Annotated in this window: 21 protein-coding genes; 4 read left to right on the top strand and 17 right to left on the bottom strand. The window is 56.9% G+C overall.

The annotated features are described in order from the left end of the window. Window positions 1-27: 27 nt before the first annotated feature. From C7476_RS02795 to urtA, 13 genes are all read right to left on the bottom strand, one after another. Window positions 28-951 (bottom strand): LysR substrate-binding domain-containing protein, encoded by a 924-nt coding sequence (locus C7476_RS02795; protein ID WP_114428552.1) that lies wholly within the window; start codon window positions 949-951, stop codon window positions 28-30. Between the two features lie 284 nt (window positions 952-1,235). Continuing rightward, the gene (locus C7476_RS02785) at window positions 1,236-2,138 is read right to left on the bottom strand and encodes a DMT family transporter (RefSeq protein ID WP_114428350.1); all 903 of its coding nucleotides are present in this window, start codon (window positions 2,136-2,138) and stop codon (window positions 1,236-1,238) included. 496 nt (window positions 2,139-2,634) lie between these two features. Then, a complete protein-coding gene (locus tag C7476_RS02780) occupies window positions 2,635-2,883 on the bottom strand; it encodes a formate dehydrogenase subunit delta (RefSeq protein WP_112525917.1) in 249 nt (82 codons plus the stop codon). Next, window positions 2,876-3,808 carry a formate dehydrogenase accessory sulfurtransferase FdhD gene (gene fdhD, locus C7476_RS02775; RefSeq protein WP_114428349.1) on the bottom strand — a complete coding sequence of 311 codons (933 nt, stop codon included), beginning with the start codon at window positions 3,806-3,808 and terminating at the stop codon, window positions 2,876-2,878. The genes C7476_RS02780 and fdhD overlap by 8 nt, the downstream gene beginning before the upstream one ends. Before the next feature lie 2 nt (window positions 3,809-3,810). After that, window positions 3,811-6,690 (bottom strand): formate dehydrogenase subunit alpha, encoded by a 2,880-nt coding sequence (gene fdhF, locus C7476_RS02770; RefSeq protein ID WP_114428348.1) that lies wholly within the window; start codon window positions 6,688-6,690, stop codon window positions 3,811-3,813. Between the two features lie 10 nt (window positions 6,691-6,700). Further along, window positions 6,701-8,257, bottom strand: coding sequence for a formate dehydrogenase beta subunit (locus tag C7476_RS02765; RefSeq protein WP_114428347.1), 1,557 nt, complete (start codon window positions 8,255-8,257; stop codon window positions 6,701-6,703). Further along, window positions 8,254-8,727 (bottom strand): formate dehydrogenase subunit gamma, encoded by a 474-nt coding sequence (locus C7476_RS02760; protein WP_112525925.1) that lies wholly within the window; start codon window positions 8,725-8,727, stop codon window positions 8,254-8,256. Before C7476_RS02760 ends, C7476_RS02765 begins: the two co-directional genes overlap by 4 nt. Window positions 8,728-8,829: 102 nt before the next feature. Next, a complete protein-coding gene (locus tag C7476_RS02755; protein ID WP_114428346.1) occupies window positions 8,830-9,726 on the bottom strand; it encodes a LysR family transcriptional regulator in 897 nt (298 codons plus the stop codon). A 63-nt stretch (window positions 9,727-9,789) separates the two neighbouring features. Further along, window positions 9,790-10,485: an urea ABC transporter ATP-binding subunit UrtE gene (gene urtE, locus C7476_RS02750; protein ID WP_112525929.1), complete on the bottom strand. Its 696-nt coding sequence runs from the start codon at window positions 10,483-10,485 to the stop codon at window positions 9,790-9,792. A gap of 63 nt (window positions 10,486-10,548) precedes the next feature. Further along, window positions 10,549-11,295 (bottom strand): urea ABC transporter ATP-binding protein UrtD, encoded by a 747-nt coding sequence (gene urtD / locus C7476_RS02745; protein WP_114428345.1) that lies wholly within the window; start codon window positions 11,293-11,295, stop codon window positions 10,549-10,551. A gap of 3 nt (window positions 11,296-11,298) precedes the next feature. After that, window positions 11,299-12,477 (bottom strand): urea ABC transporter permease subunit UrtC, encoded by a 1,179-nt coding sequence (urtC, locus tag C7476_RS02740; protein WP_114428344.1) that lies wholly within the window; start codon window positions 12,475-12,477, stop codon window positions 11,299-11,301. Beyond that, entirely contained in the window at window positions 12,474-14,099 is a 1,626-nt protein-coding gene (urtB, locus tag C7476_RS02735; RefSeq protein WP_114428343.1) for an urea ABC transporter permease subunit UrtB, read from the bottom strand. The genes urtC and urtB overlap by 4 nt, the downstream gene beginning before the upstream one ends. Before the next feature lie 109 nt (window positions 14,100-14,208). After that, window positions 14,209-15,459 (bottom strand): urea ABC transporter substrate-binding protein, encoded by a 1,251-nt coding sequence (gene urtA / locus C7476_RS02730; RefSeq protein ID WP_370637266.1) that lies wholly within the window; start codon window positions 15,457-15,459, stop codon window positions 14,209-14,211. Between the two features lie 359 nt (window positions 15,460-15,818). On the opposite strand from urtA, the gene C7476_RS02725 reads away from it, so the two are divergent. Then, window positions 15,819-16,157, top strand: a complete 339-nt coding sequence (locus C7476_RS02725; protein ID WP_114428342.1) for a protein tyrosine phosphatase family protein — start codon at window positions 15,819-15,821, stop codon at window positions 16,155-16,157. A 2-nt stretch (window positions 16,158-16,159) separates the two neighbouring features. Here the strand turns inward: C7476_RS02725 and C7476_RS02720 are convergent, their stop codons facing one another. Next, on the bottom strand, window positions 16,160-17,350 hold the full coding sequence (locus C7476_RS02720; RefSeq protein WP_114428341.1) for an acyl-CoA dehydrogenase: 1,191 nt from the start codon (window positions 17,348-17,350) through the stop codon (window positions 16,160-16,162). Window positions 17,351-17,485: 135 nt separating this feature from the next. Between C7476_RS02720 and mutL the strand changes: the two genes are divergently transcribed. The 3 genes from mutL to C7476_RS02705 all read left to right on the top strand — a co-directional run bounded on the left by mutL (window position 17,486) and on the right by C7476_RS02705 (window position 20,101). Beyond that, window positions 17,486-19,345 (top strand): DNA mismatch repair endonuclease MutL, encoded by a 1,860-nt coding sequence (mutL, locus tag C7476_RS02715; RefSeq protein WP_114428340.1) that lies wholly within the window; start codon window positions 17,486-17,488, stop codon window positions 19,343-19,345. Between the two features lie 62 nt (window positions 19,346-19,407). Continuing rightward, on the top strand, window positions 19,408-19,644 hold the full coding sequence (locus tag C7476_RS02710; RefSeq protein WP_114428339.1) for a DUF2093 domain-containing protein: 237 nt from the start codon (window positions 19,408-19,410) through the stop codon (window positions 19,642-19,644). Between the two features lies 1 nt (window position 19,645). Further along, a complete protein-coding gene (locus C7476_RS02705; protein ID WP_114428338.1) occupies window positions 19,646-20,101 on the top strand; it encodes a hypothetical protein in 456 nt (151 codons plus the stop codon). On the opposite strand, the gene lpxK is transcribed toward C7476_RS02705, so the two are convergent. Genes lpxK through C7476_RS02690 form a run of 3 tightly spaced genes read right to left on the bottom strand, consistent with a single transcriptional unit; the run spans window position 20,096 to window position 23,216 of the window. After that, the gene (lpxK, locus tag C7476_RS02700) at window positions 20,096-21,127 is read right to left on the bottom strand and encodes a tetraacyldisaccharide 4'-kinase (protein ID WP_114428337.1); all 1,032 of its coding nucleotides are present in this window, start codon (window positions 21,125-21,127) and stop codon (window positions 20,096-20,098) included. The genes C7476_RS02705 and lpxK overlap by 6 nt on opposite strands. After that, window positions 21,124-22,446 (bottom strand): lipid IV(A) 3-deoxy-D-manno-octulosonic acid transferase, encoded by a 1,323-nt coding sequence (gene waaA / locus C7476_RS02695; RefSeq protein WP_114428336.1) that lies wholly within the window; start codon window positions 22,444-22,446, stop codon window positions 21,124-21,126. The genes lpxK and waaA overlap by 4 nt, the downstream gene beginning before the upstream one ends. After that, window positions 22,443-23,216 (bottom strand): lysophospholipid acyltransferase family protein, encoded by a 774-nt coding sequence (locus C7476_RS02690; RefSeq protein ID WP_114428335.1) that lies wholly within the window; start codon window positions 23,214-23,216, stop codon window positions 22,443-22,445. The genes waaA and C7476_RS02690 overlap by 4 nt, the downstream gene beginning before the upstream one ends. Window positions 23,217-23,243: the final 27 nt, after the last annotated feature.

The raw sequence follows: 23,243 nt of genomic DNA, 5'->3' as shown, positions 1-23,243 counted from the left end.
GCCACTATTTTGGTGTGGGGGCACTGTTCAAACTTCGGTATAACTTGTCAACAGATCATGCGATCCGGTTGCATTCTCCCGCTCGATTTCGCTACGAATCCAACGCTGGAAGTGCAGCGTCTGTTGGCTTGGTTTGCGGTTATTTGGTGTGATTAACCAATAACCCACCGAAGACGGTACGCGTGCGGGGAAAGGCGCGACAAGCCTCCCGTCCGCCAAGGCATCTTCAACGAACAGATCCCAGGCAAGCATAATGCCCTGCCCGCTGATCGCGGCTTCAAGGCCAAGCCATGGATCAGAAAAAGTTGTCCCGTCGAAAGGCAGCGGTCCTTCGAGACCAGCCGCGGCCTGCCAATCATCCCAGCTGAACATCGGATTGTCATAACAGATGATCGGTTGATTGAAGATGTCAGCAGGCCCCTTCAGCTTGAGAGCCACATTCCGCGTGCAAACCGGAAACATCCTTTGCGGCAGAAGCCGTTCCGGAGCGCCATCCCGCCAATCGCCTTTTCCGAGCCGGATAGCGAGATCGATGTCCGAACTTTTCAGATCGACGATGCCGGGTGAAGGATCGATGCGGATTTTGAGATCCGGATGGGCACTGCGCAAACGGCCAAGGCGTGGAACGAGCCATTTCGAGGCGAAGGTAGGGGCGACGGAAAGCATGAGCGTCTGATCGGTCCCATCAGCCATTGCGACGGCCTTTGACAATGACTGAAAGCCTTCTTCCAACCGGGCAAGAAAGCCTTTGCCGAATGGTGTAGCCACCAGCCCGCCGCGCGTTCGCTCGAAGATGGCATGTCCGATCTGGCCCTCGGTACGGATCAACTGCTGGCTGACCGCGCTTACCGATACGCCGAGTTCCTCGGCAGCTTTTGGAAGCGAGCCCAAGCGTCCGATCGCCTCTACTGCTTTCAAACCGTTGAGATGGACCTTGTTTAGATTCTTCATGAAGATTTTCTTTACGAAGGTTTCGACAATCTGGATTGCCCAGACCACATATCCTGAGCAGAATAGAGCATGTTTGGAAAATGAGGTAGGTCGATGATAAAGATTTTCTTGCCATTGATGTCATACATCTCATGGGTTCTCGATCAACAATTGTATTCTGGTGGTGAGGCTGAGTTCGACTGGCAAAGGGATCCACTTGCGCACCCGACATTACAGGCCATGGACCTCGATCAGCTGGCCGATCTGCCATTCGACCCGCGCGCCGTATGCAGGCAATAGCGCAGCTACACAGTCAAACGTCGTGCTGCCATTGCCATGCGCCGTTCCCACCAGACGAGAGAGAGGCTGGAGGCCACAATGAGCATCGCGCCGAGGAAGACGTTTAATTGCGGCACCTCATGCCAGATGAGATAACCGTAAAGAAACGCCCAGATGAGACCGCTATATTCGATGGGCGCAAGAGCCGACGCCGGAGCGTAGCGGAAACCTTCGTACAGGAAATATTGTCCAGCTGAGCCGACCAGGCCCAGGCTAATCATCAACATCCAGCCGTTGAAATTCGGTGTTTTCCATAACCATGGAAGCATCGCTCCACAAACGACGGCGAAAAGAAAACTTGTGGCCATCATCTGGTTGAAGGTGCTTTCGCTGCGGCTGACGAGGCGCACGAGAATGACGCTCCATGCCCAGCAGAAACCAGCGAACAGAACCATTCCGGCAGGCACGAGATCCGGCGTTTCCGCCGGATTCGCTGCGAGGATCACCCCCACGAAACCCGCGATGGACGCGATCCACCGAACCAGTCCCACCTTCTCCTTCAGAACAAAGATCGACAGGATGACAACCATCACCGGCGCGGAGAAGTACATGGTGGTGATTTCGGCAAGCCCGAGGTGGCGCGCCGCCGAATAATAGGAGAGCCATGCGCCGAGCATCAGTGCCGCGCGAATAGCGAGCGATCGCTTGTGCGGGCTCTTCATGATCGAAGGATGCCGCTCATGCCGCACCATGATTGCAGCAAAGATGACGATGATAACACTGCGCATGAACAGTATCTGCGGCACCGAATAATCTGCCACCAGCCACTTCACCAGCGCATCCTGGATAGCAAAAAGCGAATAGCCGAGCGCGGCCAGGGCAATGCCGGTGAGCGGACTGGGTTCTTGCCCGATAAATCGACGAAGCATGGGGGCCTTGCGGAGGGTAGGCGGTGCTGCTGTTTCGCCTATCAAGAAGACAAACTGATTACAACTGCATTCGGAAAACATTAACTTTAATGGTAAAACTCTAATGATTTTGAGCAGCGCGGCCCTAAAGCATATTGGACGTAACACCTTGCTTCATAATGAATTTTGACGACCGCGGAGCTATTGTTGCCCAACGCCGCTTGCTGCATAGTTGCTTGGCCGGGTTAACACTTTGGCCCGAGGACACGAACGTTGCAGGGGGGCAAATGCTGAGGGACGACAAAAATACGAAGGCCGACTACGAGCCTTATATTACTCGCTCTGCACCCTATGTCGTATTCCTGCTTTTGTGGCTTCCGTTTGTTCTTGTCGTAGGCAGGCTATTCGGCAATCAATAGCTGAATGAATGAGGGCCCGCGATCGCCTGCTGCAACGTCATCCAACACCCCCAAGGATCGGAATTCCCACAGCCGACAAGGTATCAGGGATTTTGTGATCAGGCCGGAACCGGCCCAGGCTTGCGGATATGTTTTGCTGCTTCGACCACAAGCGGATCAAAGCCGTTATCCTCTTGTTCAAGGATCGCGAAAAACTGCTCGCGCATGCGTGGCTCCCAGAAATGGTTGATGTGGTCAGCAACCCCTGCCACCGCCTCATCCTTGGGCTGTGTATGGAAGAACGCGGCTATCTGGTTGGCCATGTAGACGAGCTTGGTCGCCGTCGATTTGTGGCTTTCACTATCCATATTGCACCAATCTTACAGTGGGACTTTGAACGAGAGTCGATGCGGCGGTGTCGGGATTCGGTTTGGGAAGCACATCCGCCGCTTTTGTATCCAGCTGGGCCAAAGCAGTCGGGACGCGCTCTGGGCGAGTAAATACATCGAATTCATCACCGCGCACAAGCGCGACAAGCGTCATGCCCGCGGCATGCGCTGTGCGGATCGCCAAGGCTGTCGGCGCCGATACGGCAATCAGGATCGGAGCGCCGATGATCGCCGCTTTTTGCACCATTTCAATAGATACGCGGCTCGTAACGACGACCGCGCCGGTCTTGCCCTTGACACCAGACCGGCAGAGAGCCCCGGCCAGCTTGTCCAGCGCATTGTGGCGGCCAACATCTTCGCGCGCCGCAACGACTCCCTTGCCCGGAACATAGAACCCTGCGGCGTGGACTGCGCCGGTTTCACTATGCAGCGGCTGAACCTGCGAGAGCAGCTTGACCGCGTCCGCGATTTCATCCGGCATCAGCTTGAGTTTGGCTCTATCGACCGAAGCGACGGGTTTCAGAGCCTGCTCGATCGACTCGATGCCGCAGAGGCCGCAGCCGACAGGTCCGGCCATGCGGCGGCGGCGATCCGTGAGTTCCTGGCCCGCTTCACCTGCGAGCACCATCTGGACATCGACACCCTCGTCATGTTCCTCGACGGTGATCTCGCTGATTTCATCGAGCTGCGCGATGATGCCCTCTGACAGACTAAAGCCGACAGCGAAATCCTCCATGTCGGTTGGCGTCGCCATCATAACCGCATGGGTCGTGCCATTATAACTGAAGGCGACCGGCGTTTCTTCTGGCACCATTCTGCTGTCTGTCGCATAAACCTCCCCCGCCCCCTTGCGGCGGCGGGTGATGCGCGGAACGACAAGCAGTGTAGGGCGCTTTTCGGGCATGGTTACTCCGCGGCGTCCAGCACGGGAGCAATACGCCTGCTCTGGCGCGCCTGTTCATCATACTCGATCTGCCAGTCGCTCGGACCGTTCGAGGCGCCGACCTGCACCGCCGTAACCTTGTATTCCGGACAATTGGTCGCCCAATCGGAGAAATCGGTGGTGATGACGTTGGCCTGCGTCGTCGGATGGTGGAAGGTCGTATAGACAACACCCGGCGATACGCGATCGGTGATCAGCGCCCGCAGAGTGGTTTCGCCTGCGCGGCTGGTGATCTTCACCCAATCGCCATCACGAATGCCGCGCTGTTCGGCGTCATGGGCGTGGATCTCCAGCCGATCCTCTTCATGCCAGACAACATTTTGCGTGCGGCGCGTCTGCGCCCCGACATTGTATTGCGACAGGATGCGTCCCGTCGTGAGAAGCAGCGGGAAGCGCGGTCCGGTTCGCTCGTCCGTCGCGACATATTCGGTGCGGATGAACTTGCCCTTGCCGCGCGCAAAGCCATCGATATGCATGATCGGCGTGCCCAAGGGGGCCTTTTCATTGCATGGCCATTGAACCGATCCTTCCTTGTCCAGAAGGTCGTAGGTAACGCCGGCGAAACTCGGAGTCGTCAGTGCGACTTCGTCCATGATTTCGGAAGGATGGCTGTAGCTCCAGCCAAGTCCCATGGCATTTGCGAGGTTCTGCGTAACCTCCCAATCGGCATAGCCGTTGAGCGGGCTCATAACCTTGCGCACGCGATTGATCCGGCGCTCGGCATTGGTGAACGTGCCATCCTTTTCAAGGAAGGTAGAGCCGGGCAGGAAAACATGGGCATAGTTGGCGGTCTCATTGAGGAAGAGGTCGTGCACGACGACGCATTCCATGGCGGCGAGACCGGCAGCAACATGCTTGGTATCAGGGTCCGACTGAAGGATATCCTCGCCTTGAATGTAGATGCCCTTGAAGGTGCCATCAACGGCGGCGTCCAGCATATTCGGAATGCGAAGGCCGGGCTCATCCTGCAGCTTCACGCCCCAGAGCTTGTCGAAGATGTCGCGCGTCGATTCATCGGAGATATGCCGGTAACCCGGAAGTTCGTGCGGGAAGGACCCCATATCACAGGAGCCCTGCACATTGTTCTGACCGCGGAGCGGGTTCACGCCGACGCCCTTGCGGCCGATATTGCCAGTCGCCATGGCGAGGTTTGCGATAGCCATAACTGTCGTTGAGCCCTGGCTATGCTCTGTGACACCAAGACCGTAATAGATCGCGCCATTGCCGCCGGTTGCGAAAAGCCGTGCGGCCTCGCGCAACTCTTGGGGATTAACGCCAGACAGCTGTTCGATGGCTTCCGGGCTATGCTCCGGAGAAGAAACGAAGGCTGCCCAATCCTGGAACTCGTCCCAATCACAGCGTTCGCGGATGAACTTCTCGTTGAAGAGCCCTTCGGTGACGATCACATGGGCCATTGAGGTGACAACGGCAACGTTGGTACCGGGACGCAAGGGGAGGTGTTGTGCAGCTTCCACATGGGGTGAACGCACCAGATCGATGCGGCGCGGATCGACGACGATCAGTTTTGCACCCTTGCGCAGCCGCTTCTTCAACCGGGAAGCAAAGACAGGATGACCATCGGTCGGATTGGCGCCGATAATCATCACGACGTCGGTGTGCTCGACACTATCGAAATCCTGCGTGCCTGCGGAAGTACCGAATGTAGTTCTGAGGCCATAACCCGTGGGCGAATGGCAAACGCGGGCGCAGGTATCGACATTGTTATTGCCGAAGCCGGCGCGCACCAGTTTCTGGACAAGATATGTTTCTTCATTGGTGCAGCGGGAAGATGTGATGCCACCAATGGAATTGCGTCCGTACTGATACTGGATGCGGCGGAATTCGTTTGCTACATGCTTGTAGGCTTCTTCCCACGTGACTTCGCGCCATGGATCGGAGATCTTCTCGCGGATCATCGGGTTGAGAATGCGGTCCTTGTGGGTTGAATAGCCGTAGGCAAAGCGACCCTTGACGCAGGAATGGCCGCGATTGGCCTTGCCGTCCTTCCAGGGCACCATGCGAACCAGCTCTTCGCCGCGCATCTCTGCCTTGAACGAGCAGCCGACGCCGCAATAGGCGCAGGTCGTGACTTTCGAATGTTCCGGCTGACCAATTTCGATGACGGATTTTTCGGTCAATGTTGCCGTCGGACAAGCCTGGACACAGGCTCCGCAGGAAACACATTCGCTGTCGACGAAATTTTCATGCATGCCTGGCGAAACGCGGCTGGAGAAACCACGGCCTTCGATGGTCAGTGCAAAGGTTCCCTGCACTTCCTCGCAGGCACGCACGCAGCGCGAGCAGACAATGCACTTGGCCGGATCGTAGGTGAAATAGGGGTTGGATTCGTCCTTCGGCATCCAACGATCATTGGCAACGTCATGCGCCTTGGCGAAAACGTGGTTGTCGCCCTCATAGCCATAACGCACATCACGAAGGCCAACCGCGCCTGCCATATCCTGCAGTTCGCAATCGCCATTGGCCGCGCAGGTAAGGCAATCAAGCGGATGATCGGAGATATAAAGCTCCATGACGCCCTTGCGAATATTCTTCAGACGCTGCGTTTGGGTATGGACGACCAGCCCTTCCATTGCCGGCGTCGTGCAGGAGGCTGGCGTGCCATTGCGGCCTTCAATTTCGATCAGGCAGAGGCGGCAAGAACCGAACGCATCCACCATATCGGTGGCGCAGAGCTTTGGAACCTTGACACCGGCTTCCATGGAGGCGCGCATGATCGAAGTGCCTTCGGGCACAGTGACCTCGTTGCCATCAATGGTCAGCGTGATCATCTTTTCGGAAAGAGATTTCGGCGTACCGTAGTCGATTTCTTCAATGAGAGACATGAAACAGCTCCTATTCCGCCGCTACGGCGATTGGCGCGGGGCGGAAATCTTCAGGAAAATGGGTGAGAGCGCTCATGACCGGATAGGGCGTGAAGCCACCCAAGGCACAGAGCGAGCCAAACTTCATCGTGTGGCACAAGTCGGTCAAAACCTCGATCTGCTTTTCAGGCTCGATGTTGGCCGAGATGCGATCAACGACTTCGACACCCCGTGTTGAACCGATGCGGCAAGGCGTGCATTTGCCGCAGGATTCGATCGCGCAGAATTCCATGGCGAAACGCGCCTGCTTTAGCATGTCCACGCTGTCATCGAAAACCACCAAACCAGCATGGCCGATGAGGCCATCCTTTGCCGTGAAGGCTTCGTAGTCAAAGGGCGTATCGAAGAGCTCGCGCGGGAAATAGGCGCCGAGCGGGCCACCGACCTGCACAGCCTTGACCGGACGTCCTGTTGCCGTGCCGCCACCGATATCCTCGACGATTTCGCCGAGCGTAAGACCGAAGGCAGCTTCGAAGAGCCCGCCATGTTTGACGTTGCCGGCAATCTGCAGCGGGATGGTGCCTCGAGAACGGCCCATGCCGAAATCCTTGTAAAAAGGAGCGCCCTTGTCGAGGATAACAGGAACGGAAGCCAGCGAGATGACATTGTTGATGACGGTTGGCTTACCGAAAAGGCCTTTATGCGCTGGCAGCGGCGGCTTGGCGCGGACGATGCCACGTCGGCCTTCGAGGCTTTCCAGCAACGCGGTTTCCTCGCCGCAAACATAAGCCCCTGCCCCTACACGGACCTCTATGTCAAACGCATAGGACGACCCAAGTACAGACGAACCTAGCACGCCGTCCTCACGAGCGATTTCCAGCGCTTCGTTCATGACAGCAATGGCATGCGGATATTCAGAGCGCGTGTAGATGTAACCCTTCGTTGCGCCGACGGCGATGCCAGCGATGGTCATGCCCTCGATCAACACGAAGGGATCGCCTTCCATGATCATGCGATCAGCAAAAGTACCGCTGTCCCCTTCATCGGCGTTGCAGACGATATATTTCTGCGAACCCGTGGTTTCGAGAACCGTCTTCCATTTGATGCCGGTCGGGAAACCCGCACCGCCGCGACCGCGCAAACCGGACTCCGTCACCTGGGCCACGATTTCGGAAGGCGTTAGCTTGAGAGCGTTTTCCAGTCCCTTCAGGCCATCATGGGCACGATAATCTTCGAGGGAGACAGGATCCGTGATGCCGCAACGGGCAAAGGTCAGGCGCGTCTGTTTGGCGAGGAAGGGGTGATGATCGATGAGGCCGAGCCAGAGAGGATGCACCCCGCCCTCGGCCATGCCATTGTCAAGCAGTGCCGCCACGTCGGAGGCCTTGACCGGGCCATAGGCAATACGGCCGTTTGGCGTCTCGACCTCGATCATCGGCTCCAGCCAATACATACCGCGCGAGCCATTACGGACGATTCGCGCATCGAAGTTGCGTGTGTCGATTTCAGTCTGCAGGGATCTGGCGACCTTCTCGGCGCCAAGCGCCAAGGCGCCGGAATCGCGCGGAACGTAAAAAGTTATTGTCATAGCCGCACCTCCGCCGCGATTTCCTCGAGCTGCTCGGCGTCGAGACGTCCAATCACCTCATCGTCGAGCATCGCGGCAGGCGCGCAGGCACAAAGGCCGAGGCAATAGACCGGCTCAAGCGTCACTGCACCATCGGCGGTCGTGCCATGCCAATCGATGCCGAGAAGCTGGCGTGCCCGGTCGGCAAGTGCATCGCCGCCCATGGACTGACACGCTTCCGCGCGGCAAAGCTTCAGAACATGTCGGCCAGCAGGGTGATCGCGGTAATCATGATAAAATGTAAAAACGCCATGGACTTCGGCGCGGGAAATGTTGAGGGCCTGTGCAATCAACGGAAGCGTTTCCGGTGGAACATAGCCAAACTCGTCCTGCAACTCGTGCAGAATTGGAAGCAGCGGGCCTTCTTTGCCCTTTAGTTGATCGATAATGCCTATCGCTCTGCTGGCGATATCGGTACTTGCGCTTTGCATATGGTGCAACGCCCTCCCTTGTTTCTCCCCACACCCCGAAATAGATCAAAGATGCGTGGCATTATCAATACCGCAGTCTCGTTGAGCGATAGAAATTTTCTATCAAACCATATTCATACTTACAGCCAATGCGCGTGCTTCGTGCAACAGCGCAGAAACCAACGGCGTATGAGGTTCGCGATCCGCAGCGACCAGTCCAACGAGGTGGCGCGCATCAGGCTCGACGATGGGGATAGCACGAATCGGTTCGGCAAATCCCAGCGTCTCGGCTAGGTTGAGCGGCATAATGCTAGCCCATTTTCCGGTTCTTATGTGCGAGAATAGCACAATCATGGAATTAGATTCGAGTGTCGGATGAACCTCGACCCCCGCCTCCTGCAAATGCTTGTTAATGAGGCGGCGATTCTGCATGTCCATGGTGAGGAGACAAAGCGGCAACTGCCCCACCTCCGCCCATGTGACCGACTTCCGATCGGAGTAGGTATTGCCCGACGAAGTAATCAGCTGGTAGCGCTCGGTATAAAGCGGCACGGACGTCACGCGTCCGAGAGGCTCATTATCCAGGTAGCTGATACCGATATCGATCTCGAAATTGCTGAGCAGCGTCAACACTTCAAGCGATGTTCGCGAGGTCACGGAGAATGTAACATCCCGGTGCTTTTCGCGGAAAGGCGTTGTCAGCCGCGAGACCATGGCAAGTGCCGTGGGAATGGCCGCGATCTTCACATGCCCGGCAAGGCCGAAGCGGGCGGCGCGGATTTCCTCGCGCATCGTGCGGGTATCGCCGACAATGCGGCGGGCCCATTCAAGCACGCGCTGACCTTCCGACGTCAGTCCCTTGAAGCGTGACGCACGCTGTACGAGTACAACACCGAGCGTATCCTCAAGCTGGCGGATAGCTGCGGAAAGCGTCGGCTGGGTGACGCCGCACTCTTCTGCCGCCCGGCCAAAATGCTTGTGGTGCGCCAAAGCTATAAAAAATTCCAGCTTGTCGATCATGCGGGGTTGCTCCTCTTGAAGAGACCCTAGCGATGATCCTGCATAATCAGCAAGCCAAGTTTTTCAAACGGTCAGGAACTTGCGCACTTCCGGCTTATCGAGGCTAGCAGCGTCGCCGGAATGGACGATCTCGCCCCGATCCATAATGTAGACGTGATCGGCGAGTTCGCGGCAGAAATCGAGATACTGCTCAACAAGAAGGATTGCGAGGCCCGCCTGATCACGCAGGAACTGGATCGCCCGGCCGATGTCCTTGATGATCGAAGGCTGAATACCTTCGGTCGGTTCATCGAGAACCAACAGCTTCGGCCGTGTCACCAGCGCGCGGCCGATGGCGAGCTGTTGCTGCTGACCACCGGAAAGATCGCCGCCGCGGCGCCCGAGCATAGTCTTTAATACCGGGAACAGTTCGAAGACTTCCGGGGGGACATTGCGATTGCCGCGCGTCGCCGCAGCAAAGCCGGTTGCGAGGTTTTCGCGGACAGTTAGCAACGGGAAAATCTCGCGCCCCTGCGGAACGAAAGCAATGCCCGCGCGGGCTCGATCATAGGGTGGTTTCCTTCCCAGAGCCGATCCTTCAAAACTGATCGAACCGGAAGAAAGCGGGTGCTGACCGACGATGGCTCTGAGCATGCTGGTCTTGCCGACGCCATTACGCCCGAGAACACAGGTGATTGATTTCGGTTTCACTTGCAGCGACACACCGCGCAATGCCTGCGCGGCACCATAGTGCAGAGACGCATTTTCAATTGTCAGCATGGGAGAATTCCTTGCTCTTTTTGACGCAAATTCCGGACGGAGCCACTTCTTTGGAATAGGTCTTTATCGGCCAAGATAGACCTCGATCACACGCTGATCATTACTGACGAAATCGAGCGAGCCTTCTGCCAACACCGAACCTTCGTGCAGGCACGTCACCTTTGCATCGAGTTCGCGGACGAAATGCATGTCGTGTTCGACCACGAGCACCGACCGCGTTTTGGCGATTTCGCGCAGCAGTTTGGCCGTTTCGGCGGTCTCGGCATCGGTCATCCCCGCAACTGGCTCATCGACCAGCAACAGCTTCGGGTCTTGTGCCAGCAGCATCCCGATCTCGAGCCACTGCTTTTGACCGTGCGAAAGGTTCGCTGCGAGCCAGTCTCGTTTGCCGTTCAGGCGGATCGTATAAAGAATATCCTCGATCCGTTCGGCCTCGTTCGCGCTCTGTTTATGGAAAAGTGCCGAAAACGCCGAACGCGGACCGGAGAGAGCCAGCACCAGATTGTCTTCAACAGTGTGGCTTTCAAAAACCGTCGGCTTCTGAAATTTGCGGCCGATACCGAGCAGAGCGATTTCCGCCTCGTCGTGCCTGGTCAGATCCACCTCGCCATTGAAGTAGACGTCGCCAGCATCCGGCTTTGTCTTGCCTGTGATGATATCCATCATCGTTGTCTTGCCTGCACCATTCGGACCGATAATGGCGCGCATTTCTCCGGCCTGCAGCACAAGCGACAGATTATTGATGGCGCGGAATCCATCGAACGAGACCGAAACGCCATCGAGATAGAGAAGAGTATCCTGGGCTTTCATGGTCTATTCCGCTGCCTGAGGTTCGGGAAGGTGCACATTCTCGGCGGCAACTGGCGGGGGCGCGCTGTCTTTCTTTCGCGCGGCGTGGTCAGCCAGTTTGGTTTTCCACGAGCCATAGAGACCCAGGATGCCCTTTGGCAGGAACAGGGTGACGATGATGAACAGCGCGCCCAGCGCGAACAGCCAGATTTCCGGAAATGCGGCTGTGAAATAGGTCTTGCCAAAATTGACCAGTACGGCGCCGATGATAGGTCCGATAATTGTTCCACGGCCGCCCACCGCAACCCAGATGACGGCCTCGATGGAATTGGCCGGCTCGAACTCCGAGGGGTTGATAATACCGACCTGGGGCACGTAGAGCGCACCGGCTATGCCCGCCATCATTGCCGAAATTGTCCAGACAAACAGCTTGTAGCGATCGACGCGATAGCCAAGAAAGCGCATCCGGCTTTCCGCATCGCGGACGCCGACGAGGACCTTGCCGAGCTTGGAGCGAATGATGAAACTCGACACGAAGACGGCGAGCGCCAGAAACAGCGCGGTCGCCGCGAACAGCATTGAGCGGGTGGTTCCAGCCTGGATGTTGAAGCCGAGAATATCCTTGAAATCCGTCAGGCCATTGTTGCCGCCAAATCCCATGTCGTTGCGAAAAAAAGCCAGTAGCAGCGCATAAGTCAGCGCCTGGGTGATGATCGACAGGTAAACGCCGGTGACGCGAGAGCGAAAGGCAAGCCAGCCAAAGCCAAATGCAAGCGCGCCGGGAACAAGAACGACCATCAGCGCTGCGAACCAGAAATTATCGAAGCCGTGCCAGAACCAGGGCAATTCCTTCCAGTTCAGGAAGACCATGAAATCCGGGAGCACCGGATCGGCATAGACACCGCGTGGGCCGATCTGGCGCATCAGATACATGCCCATAGCGTAGCCACCCAACGCAAAAAAGGCGCCGTGACCGAGCGAAAGGATGCCGCAGAACCCCCAGACCAGATCAAGCGCGACTGCGAGCAGTGCATAAGTCAGGTACTTGCCGATCAATGAAACGAGATAGGTCGGGATGTGCAGGGGCGAAGTTTCCGGCAGCAGGAGGTTTGAGAGTGGTACGAGGAAAGCGATTGCGACGAGGAGCGCAATGGCAATCCCGCCCCGCCGGTCAACGTGGGTGAAAAACCATTGGGTAATCATGCTTCTATCGCCCTTCCCTTGAGTGCGAAGAGACCACGCGGACGCTTCTGAATGAACAGGATGATAAGGACGAGCACGACGATCTTGCCGAGGACTGCGCCGGCGAAAGGCTCAAGGAACTTGTTGGCGATGCCGAGAGACATGGCACCAACCAATGTGCCCCAGAGATTGCCGACACCGCCAAAGACGACGACCATAAAGCTGTCGATGATATAGCCTTGGCCGAGATTCGGACTGACATTGTCGATCTGGCTAAGGGCTACCCCAGCGATACCGGCGATGCCGGAGCCGAGGCCAAAGGTGAGTGCATCGACCCATGGTGTCCTGATGCCCATCGATGATGCCATACGGCGATTTTGAGTGACTGCCCGCATTCGCAAACCAAGCATGGTCTTCTTCAGAACCAGTTGCAGGATGGCAAAGACGGATAGAGAAAAAACGATGATCCACAGGCGCGACCATGTGAGCGTAATCAAGCCGAGATCGAAGGACCCGGCCATCCAGGATGGATTGCCGACCTGCACGTTGGATGCGCCGAACCAGGAACGAATTGCCTGTTGCAACACAAGCGAAATGCCCCAAGTTGCCAGCAACGTTTCAAGAGGACGTCCGTAGAGAAAGCGGATAATGCCACGCTCGATGACCACGCCTATCCCGCCGGAGACGAGAAATGCGGCGGGGAGAGCTATGAGCAGCGAGTAGTCGAACAGTCCGGGCGCCGACGTCCGGATAATCTGCTGCACGACGAATGTCGTATAAGCGCCGATCATGACCATCTCGCCATGTGCCATGTTGATGACACCCATGACACCGAAGGTAATGGCAAGTCCGATGGCCGCGAGCAACAACACCGAACCCAATGATAGGCCGTAAACGACATTCTGGACGGCGTTCCAGAATGCGAGCTTGGTATTGATGCTGTCGATAGCCGCCTTCGCCGCTTCGCCAACCGGACCCTGCACGTTCTCAAGTGGAGTAAGCAAACCCAGAGCATCGCGGCTGTTGCCGGCACTCACTTCCGTGATGGCGGCAATTTTCACATCGTCTGCCGCGTCGGAACTTAGTACGGCAGCGGCTTTGGCCTGTTGCATGAGCGCTTTGACGCTCGCATCCTTCTCAACCGCGATGGCTTGATCCAATAGCGGGATCGACTCCGGATCGCGGGTCTTCAGGATAGCTTCTGCGGCTGAACGGCGCTCGGCGATATTATCGCTCATCAATGTCAGGCCACCGACTGCAGCAGCGATATCACGCCGCAACCGGTTGTTGACCTTGATCTTTTCCGCAGCCGAGCGCGGCACGGGATCGAGTTTTGCTCCGGTCAGCGCATCGGTTGCGGCGTAGTCCGAACCGTCACGCTTGCCAAGAAAGACGGTCTTGTCGGCTTTTGCTAAGTAGAGATCACCGGCGCTAAGCGCATCGAGGATTTTGGAGACGCGGGGATCGCCGGTCTTGACCAAGTCCGAGATGGCCTTGGTCGTGTCCTCGAAATTGTCGCCGGCAAGCGCCTGAACAAGCGGCCGCAGTTTCGCGTCATCAACAGTCTGCGCATGGGACTGGACAATGTGACAACAGACGCCAAGCATCAGAATGAATACGGACAGCAGGCGGTTCAATCGCATCAATCAATCCTGTGTTGAAATTTTCGGCGGAAACTCCATCCCCACATGCAAGGTGGGGATGGAGTCAGCTTCGGACGTGCCCCGGACCCGAAGCCTGGGAGTTCGAACCCTAGTTGGTAACGCCGCCGCACTTGCCGCTGACAATGTTGAAATTGCCGCACGACATGGGCTTGCGCCAGTCAGAGATCAGGTCCTTGGAGCCCGGAAGATAATCGGACCATTCGTCCCCGACGACGAGGCCGGGCGTCTGATAGACGATGTCGAACTGGCCATCGTCCTGCACTTCACCGATCAGCACGGGCTTGGTGATGTGATGGTTCGGCATCATCGTCGCGTAGCCACCGGAAAGATTTGGAACGGAGGTGCCGACGATTGAATCGATAACCGCATTGGAATCCGTGGTGCCTGCAGCTTCAACCGCCTTAACCCACATGTTGAAGCCAATATAGGTTGCCTCCATCGGGTCGTTGGTCACGCGCTTGTCGTTCTTCGTATAGGCATGCCACTCCTTGATGAACTCGGCGTTGGCGTCCGCATCGACCGACTGGAAATAGTTCCAGGCTGCGAGGTGGCCGACGAGCGGCTTGGTATCGAGACCAGCCAATTCTTCTTCGCCGACCGAAAAGGCAACGACCGGAATGTCTTCAGCCTTGATGCCCTGGTTGGCGAGTTCCTTGTAGAAAGGCACGTTCGCATCGCCGTTGATCGTCGAAACCACGGCGGTTTTCTTGCCGGTGGAACCAAACTTCTTGATATCGGAGACGATCGTCTGCCAATCGGACTGGCCGAATGGCGTGTAGTTGATCATGATGTCCTCATCCTTGACGCCTTTGGCGTTGAGGTAGGCTTTCAGGATCTTGTTGGTGGTCTGTGGGTAAACGTAGTCAGTGCCGGCCAGAACCCAGCGCTCGACGCCCTCTTCCTTGGCGAGGTAATCGACGGCTGGAATAGCCTGCTGGTTCGGAGCCGCGCCTGTGTAAAACACATTGCGCGAGCTTTCTTCACCCTCGTACTGGACAGGATAGAACAGCATCGAGTTCAGCTCTTCGAAAACCGGCAGAACCGATTTGCGCGAGGAAGATGTCCAGCAGCCGAATACGGCGGCGACTTTATCCTGCTCGATCAGCTGGCGTGCCTTTTCGGCGAAGAGCGGCCAGTCCGATGCAGGATCAACCACCACAGCCTCAAGTTTCTTGCCAAGTACGCCGCCCTTTTTGTTCTGCTCGTCGATCAAGAACAGCATTGTATCCTTGAGGGTCGTTTCGGAAATCGCCATCGTCCCGGATAGCGAATGCAGAATGCCGACTTTGATCGTGTCGTCCGCGGCGCTCGCGGGTGACATGGCCAGGGACGCACCCATGGCGGCGGCCGCCAAAGTCCCGATAAATTTGGCTGGTAAATTGAACATTCAGGTGAACCCCTCTTTTGGTTGTTGGTACCAAAGGAGTTCTAAGCAACGAGCGTGCCAAGTCGTGTTCGTCGGTTAAAGACATCTGAATTATTCAAAATTATCAGCATATTATGAGTTTTCATAGTCAATGCATTTTTTGCAAGTTGTTTGGTTCGGACGCTTTCGCAACCCCCTTTAGCTCATACTTTAGTCACATAGTTATATATGCTGATTTAATGGGCATGGACGGAGAGGAAAGATGCTTTGATATGGCAATGGCCTCCTTTTGATGTATGGTACTTCGACACCAACTCTTCCAAGGACATAAAATGGACATCCGTCAGATTGACGAAGATTTTGCCGTGACCGGCCAGATTTCACCAGATGATGTGCGCGATATTGTTGCCGCGGGCTATCAGGCGCTGATTTGCAACCGTCCGGACGGCGAAGCGCCGGACCAGCCAGATTTCGCTGAAATTTCTCAGGTTGCCGAAAAAGCAGGCATTCCGATTTATTATGTTCCGGTTATCTCCGGCCAACTGACCCAGGACGACGTCGACGCCATGGCCAAAGCGCTGGAGGAAGCGGAAGGACCTGTCCTTGCCTATTGCCGCTCCGGCGCACGCTCAACCAATATTTATGGCATCGTCAAACAGCAGAAGGGCTAGCTTTAGAAGAACGCCTGGATACCCGTCTGGGCGCGGCCTAGAATGAGGGCGTGCACGTCGTGCGTGCCCTCATAGGTATTGACGGTCTCAAGGTTCTGCGCGTGCCGCATGACATGATAGCCGATCTGGATGCCATTGCCGCCATGCATATCGCGGGCGACACGGGCAATATCCAGCGCTTTGCCGCAATTGTTTCGCTTGATCAAACTGATCATCTCTGGTGCGACTTTGTCTTCGTCCATCAAACGGCCAACGCGCAACGAGGCTTGTAGCCCGAGAGCAATTTCCGTCTGCATGTCAGCGAATTTCTTCTGAAAGAGCTGTGTAGCGGCGAGTGGCCGCCCGAACTGCTTGCGATCAAGCCCGTATTGCACTGTGCGCTGCCAGCAATCCTCCGCAGCGCCCATTACACCCCAGGAGATGCCGTAGCGAGCGCGATTGAGGCAACCGAAAGGCCCCTTCAGGCCGGAAACATTCGGCAGCAAATGCTCCTCACCAACGACGACGCCGTCCATTACGATTTCGCCCGTTATCGATGCACGCAGCGACAGCTTTCCGCCGATCTTCGGCGCAGAAAGGCCCTGCATGCCCTTTTCCAGGACGAATCCCCTGATCTGGCCATCATGCGCGTCAGATTTAGCCCAGACGACAAAAACGTCGGCGATGGGTGAATTGGAAATCCACATCTTCGAGCCGGACAGGCGATAGCCATCCGCGACTTTTGTCGCGCGGGTTTTCATTCCGGCGGGATCCGAGCCGGCATCCGGCTCGGTCAGTCCGAAACAGCCAATCCACTCGCCCGAAGCAAGCTTTGGAAGGTATTTCTTGCGCTGCTTCTCGGAGCCGTACGCATAGATCGGATACATGACCAGCGACGACTGGACGCTCATCATGGAGCGATAACCGCTGTCGACACGCTCGACTTCTCGGGCCACGAGGCCGTATGCCACATAAGATGCTCCGGCGGTACCGTATTCCTCAGGCAAGGTGACACCAAGAAGGCCGGAATCGCCCATCAGCCTGAAAAGTTCTGGATCGGTCTTCTCTTCCAGATAAGCCTCTTCGATACGCGGCAGCAGCTCGCTTTGCGCGAAGGCCCGGGCGCTGTCGCGGATCATCCGCTCGTCTTCGGTCAATTGATCTTCCAAGAGAAAGGGATCAGTCCAGACAAAAGACGGCTTCGAATTGGCCATTTGAGTTTCCTCCTTGATTGTAGGAAAGACCTATCATCAATTTTGTGTCCAAAGCCAGATGGATGTCCAAATGTTTCCTGAGGACAGCCAACCCGCCGGATTTCCGTCGTAGGACGAATCCAGTATAGGTTTTCGATGGCTATCAAGCAGCTGACCGAAACAATCATAAACCAGATCGCCGCGGGCGAAGTCATCGAACGTCCGGCGAGCGTAGTGAAAGAACTCGTCGAGAATGCCATCGATGCCGGCGCAACCCACATTGATATCGTTACCGCAGGCGGTGGCAAGAATTTGATCCGCGTCAGCGACAATGGATCGGGGATTCCGTTTGACGAGCTAACTCTCGCCGTTGCGCGTCACTGTACTTCAAAGCTAACCGACAATGTTCATGACATACGCGCGCTCGGCTTTCGCGGTGAAGCATTGCCATCGATCGGCTCGGTATCGCGGCTTTCAATGAAATCGCGGATAGCCGAGGCGGATTCCGGTTTTGAGATCAACGTTCACGGCGGACGCCTGGAGGGGCCTCGCCCGACGCCAATGAATGGCGGAACGATTGCAGAAGTGCGTGATCTGTTTTTTGCGACGCCGGCACGACTGAAGTTCATGAAAACGGATCGCGCCGAAGCTTCAGCCATAAGCGATGTGGTCAAGCGCGTCGCAATCGCGTTTCCACATATTCGCTTTTCAATTGCCGGAAGCGACCGCACACCTTTGGATCTCGCCGCAACCGGCGCGGGGTCGGCAGGCATGCTGGAGCGCATTTCGCAGGTGCTTGGCAAGGAATTTCCCGAAAACGCCATTGCTATCGACGCAATGCGCGATGGTGTACGCCTGTCGGGCTTTGCCGGCATTCCTGCATTCAACCGCGCCAACAGCCTGCAGCAATTTGCCTATGTGAACGGACGCCCCGTCCGCGACAAGCAAATCTGGGGCGCGATACGCGGCGCCTATGCCGATGTGATTTCGCGCGACCGGCATCCGGTAGTCGTGCTGTTCCTCAATCTTGATCCGGCTCTTGTTGACGTCAATGTGCATCCCGCCAAAGCCGATGTGCGCTTCCGCGATCCTGGGCTGGTGCGGGGGTTGATCGTCGGGGCCATTCGCGAAGCACTCGGGCAATCCGGCATCCGCGCCGCGACCAGCGGCGCCGAGGCGATGCTGAATTCGTTCCGGCGTGGCGGCATAGAACCAGTTCGGCCAGCAGCAGCACAGCGCTGGCAGGGCGCAGCTGCGGTCAATCAGAACTACAATGTCCAGCAATCACCTTATCGTCCGTTCGAAACAGAACCCGCCGCCTCGCACAACGGGGGCGGTTTTGCAGAAACCGTTCAGGCGTTTCTATATGATGGCGCTGCGGCGCTTGCCGCAGACACACGGGCTGGCATGGCTGAGGCTCCACAAGAGCTGTTGTCGGCACCGCTCGGGGCCGCAAGAGCGCAGATTCATTCCAATTATATCGTCTCACAGACAGAAGACAGTCTGGTCATTGTCGACCAGCATGCGGCCCACGAGCGGCTGGTCTATGAGGCACTGAAAAATGCGCTTCATTCGAAGCCCCTGCCCGCGCAGATGCTGCTCATCCCCGAAATCGTCGATCTGCCGGAAGAAGATGTCGGGCGGCTTGTAGCCCACGCGGAGACGCTGGCGCGCTTCGGCCTTGGTATTGAATCTTTCGGGCCAGGTGCGATCGCCGTGCGTGAAACGCCCTCCATGCTGGGAGAAATCGATACGCAGAAACTGATCCGCGATCTCGCTGATGAAATTGCCGAACACGATACGTCGGACGGTCTCAAAGCCATTCTCGATCACGTCGCTGCAACCATGGCGTGCCATGGCTCTGTTCGCGCCGGACGACGCTTGAAACCCGACGAAATGAATGCCCTGCTGCGCCAGATGGAGGAAACTCCAGGCTCCGGTACCTGTAATCACGGCCGCCCCACCTATATTGAATTGAAGTTGACGGACATTGAGCGCTTGTTTGGCCGCAGGTGAGTCTTGACCGGCATGACCACGGGCGCCTAAATGAAATGAATTGATAAAATCGGAACGCATTTATGAACAGATTTGAAGGCCCTGGCTCGCGCGAAGCCAAAATCCGCTATCTCGACGGTGATTTCCAGGTCCTGTCGCCGGGCTCCTACGTCTTGTGTTCCGTTACCTCCGACAAGATCCCGCTTGACGAACTGAAGTATTGGAGCGTCGCGCGGCAGGAAGCCTACGCCGACGCACGGATTTCATTGGAGCGCGAGATCGAGATGAACCCCGCTCTGCGTCAACGCAACAAGGCCTGAGATGCGCTCGAGGCGCGCGGTATTACTTTCGCTTCTTGCTGCCGCTACGCTGGCAAGCGGCTGCACCACAGATAGCGCGAGCCGCGAGCCGGTCTATAGCGGACCAACGAAAACTATACGCGGCTATCTGCGAGGTTCTCCCTATACGTGGCTTACGGCAAGTTCGGTTGTATACATCAACGCCTATGACGCCACAGGCGGGAATTCTTCCCACATGCCCAAGATTGGCGGGATGAGCTTCACTCTCAACCGCAATGGCCATTTTCCTGTGGCATATGAGATCGAGATTCCAGCGAGCGGATCGGCGCCCCGCGTTGCGCTTTCCGTCGAAATTCGGCGTGGAGGCACTATTCTTTTCTCGAATGACCGCAACTTCAGCCAGACGACTGGGCGCAACCTCGATATACCCATGCGTGAAGCACCACCGAGAATTCGGAATTTCCGCGGGCGGTTATGAGCGTTTGAGAGAACGCATCCGGGCGCGATCTCGTGTTTCCCGAATGATGCGTAACGCAGTCTGAGGATGACTGAAGACGAGCTCCACCTCCAGAACCAGGACCCGCGACGCGAACTCTTTCACGGCCGGGCTACCGTCCAGCAACCGCACCTGGTCCTTTGCCGTAGTAATCAAAGTAAGACCGTCCTTGCCGGCGTCCCTGAGAAGATCGGCAACGTCCTCGTCCTTATAGGGATGATGGTCGGGGAACGATCTTGTTTGCTCGACCTTGGCACCCGCCTCTTCAAGCGTCCTGAAAAATTTGGATGGATCGCCAATGCCCGCAAAAGCGAGTAACGGTTTATCTGCTATCCCTTCCAATGCTTTGGGTTTGAGGATGGCCTCGTAAACGGGCTTCGCCGCACGCGCAGCGTTCCGGACAAGTTTGTCAGCGCCGTTCGCTGTGCCGATCTTCAGCAACGCGTCGGTACGAACCAACTGGTCGATCAAGGGCGCGCGCAAGGGGCCACCCGGGAAGACGTGGCCATTGCCGATGCCGCGTCCGGCATCTACGACAAGCAGAGCATAATCGAAGTGAAGACGGGCGCTCTGGAAGCCATCGTCCATGATGATGAAGTCGCATCCCGCGTCCTGCAAGGACTTCGCACCGGCAAGGCGATCTGTGCACACGACCACCGGTGCGTGCCGTGCGAGCAGCATCGGCTCGTCGCCGACATGGCGGGCACTATCATGGTCCAGATCGACGCGGTGCAGACCGGAGAATGCGCCGCCATAACCACGCGAAACAATGCCTGGCTTGAGACCTGCTGCAGTCGCCGCCTGCGCAAACGCTATTGATGTCGGCGTTTTGCCTGCTCCGCCCAGGGTAAAGTTACCTATGCACAGTACAGGTACAGGTATGGCTGGCGGTTTGGCCCGCCGAATACGCCGTCCGGCAACCATTCCATATATTTTTGAGAGAGGGCTCAGAGCCCGAGCGCGCCAGTCCGGTTTCTCCCACCAGAACGGAGGCGCCTCACTCGTCATTTCCAGCCGCCTTCGCGATTGCTCAGACGTGCCTGAAGAACCAGCGGCTGAATAAAAGGCTCAAGCGCCGTCATGGTGCGGGTCAGCGAACCGCGCATGTCTTCGACGGTTTTCAACCCGGCATCGATCATGATCTGACGTTCTGCGGGATTGTTGAAAAGGTAATTCACCGCCCCAGCCAGCATGTCCTTGTCGCGCACAAGCTTGGCGCCGCCATTCTTGATCAGACGCTGGTAGGAATCTCGGAAATTCTGGACATTTCGCCCGGAAAGAATAGCGGACTTCAGCATGGCAGGTTCAAGGGGGTTTTGCCCGCCCTGGGCTGTCAACGAGCGGCCGACAAAAGCGATTTCCGTCAGCCGCAGATAAAGTCCCATGTCGCCTATAGTATCGCCAAGATAAATGTCGGTATCGGGCTCAATCTGATCACCGCGGCTACGCAGCGCGACCTTCATGCCCAACTTCTCAATCTCGGCTGCAATCTGCGCTGCACGATCCGGATGGCGGGGAACGATGATGGTCAGCAAGTCGCGATGCCTGGCCTTCAGCATATGGTGGACCTGCGCGACGACCGCCTCTTCGCCCTGGTGGGTTGAAATGGCTGCCCATATCTTGCGCGGTCCGATCATACGTTGCAGCGAAGCAAGCTCCGCGTTGTTTACCGGCGGCACGGCCGTGTCGACTTTCAGATTGCCCGAAACTGTCACCGGTCTTGCACCAAGCGCGCGGAACCGTTCGCCATCGACTTCGGATTGGGCGACGACATGCGCAAGGTTCTCGAACAAGGCTTCGGCGATTGACGCGCGCCTGTGCCATGATGCGAAAGAGCGATCCGACAAACGGCCGTTGACCAGAACTTGCGGGACCCGGCGCGTCCCGAGTTCGAGGATCGTCATCGGCCAGATTTCGGATTCGCAGATGACTGCGAGATCTGGCTGCCAGTGGGTTAGAAAACGATCGACTGCAGGTTTCAGGTCAAGCGGGACGTATTGATGAATGACCCGGTCGCCGAGGCGTTCCTGCACCATCTTCGCCGATGTGACGGTGCCCGTCGTCAGAACCACATGGATGCCCGTGTCGATGATTGCTTCCACAAGCGGCGTGACAGCCGATGTCTCGCCGACACTGGCCGCATGAACCCAAATGAGTGGACCCGAAGGGCGGGCAACGCTCGCATTGCCGTAGCGCTCCCCATGACGACCGCGCTCTTCCTTGCCTTTGCTCGCGCGGAAAGCCACGTAGGCGCCAACGATCGGGAAGGCTGCTGCACCGACCCATCGATAGGTGCTCAGGACAAATCGAGCCCAACGTTCACTCATACTCTACCATCCACCAAATCATGCACCCGAACGGTGTTCGCATTCAAACTGTTGGTCAATTCGACACGTTTGGCTTCAAGCACTGCATCGTCGGCATCCTCCGGCACGAATATAGGGTCGCCAATAATCAGCCCCGACCTGCCAAAGGGCAAGGGAATGGTGGTCTTGTCCCAGCTCTTCTCCAAAACTTTTCGTTTCGACGTCAGGTAGCAAATCGGGAGAATTGGACGGCCAGACAGCTTGGCAAGAAGGACGACGCCAATTCCGGATTCACGCGGCGTCCCGTGCGGGATATCAGCAATCATGGCAGCGGTCTTACCTTCCTTGAGGGCTTTTTTCAAGGCGAGCAAGGCGCGCGCACCACCTTTTACCGTTCCCCTGGCCCGGTCTCTTCCGCCGGAACCACGTACGATCTCGACACCAAAACGTTCAGCGACACGTGCATTGAGCTCAGCGTCCTTGCTTTTCGAGAACATGGCAACGAAGCGAACACCACTCGGCATCAGGAAGGGCGCCATCAGGTGCTGGCCGTGCCAGGCAACTGCAATGAAAGGCTCGCCGCCGCGCTTCATTTCCTCAAGATCGGAGGAACCAGGAATCCTCGGGTTGGTAGCATTGACCAGCCGGAAAAACTGCGTGATCAGAAAAGCGATCATCGAGCGGACCATCGGCGAGTTTGCCAAGGGACCACGCACCCTTCGCCAAAAACGTTTCAGCATCCCGCTTTTTCGCCGGGGAGACTTGGTTGCCACTGGGATGTGTTCACTCATGCCGATAGATCGTGACCGCACCAGCGA

Source organism: Phyllobacterium bourgognense (assembly GCF_003337575.1).
In the GTDB taxonomy this organism is placed as follows: Bacteria; Pseudomonadota; Alphaproteobacteria; order Rhizobiales; family Rhizobiaceae; genus Phyllobacterium; species Phyllobacterium bourgognense.
The sequence above is the reverse complement of the archived record's forward strand: the minus strand, read 5'-3'. Positions and strand labels throughout refer to the sequence as shown.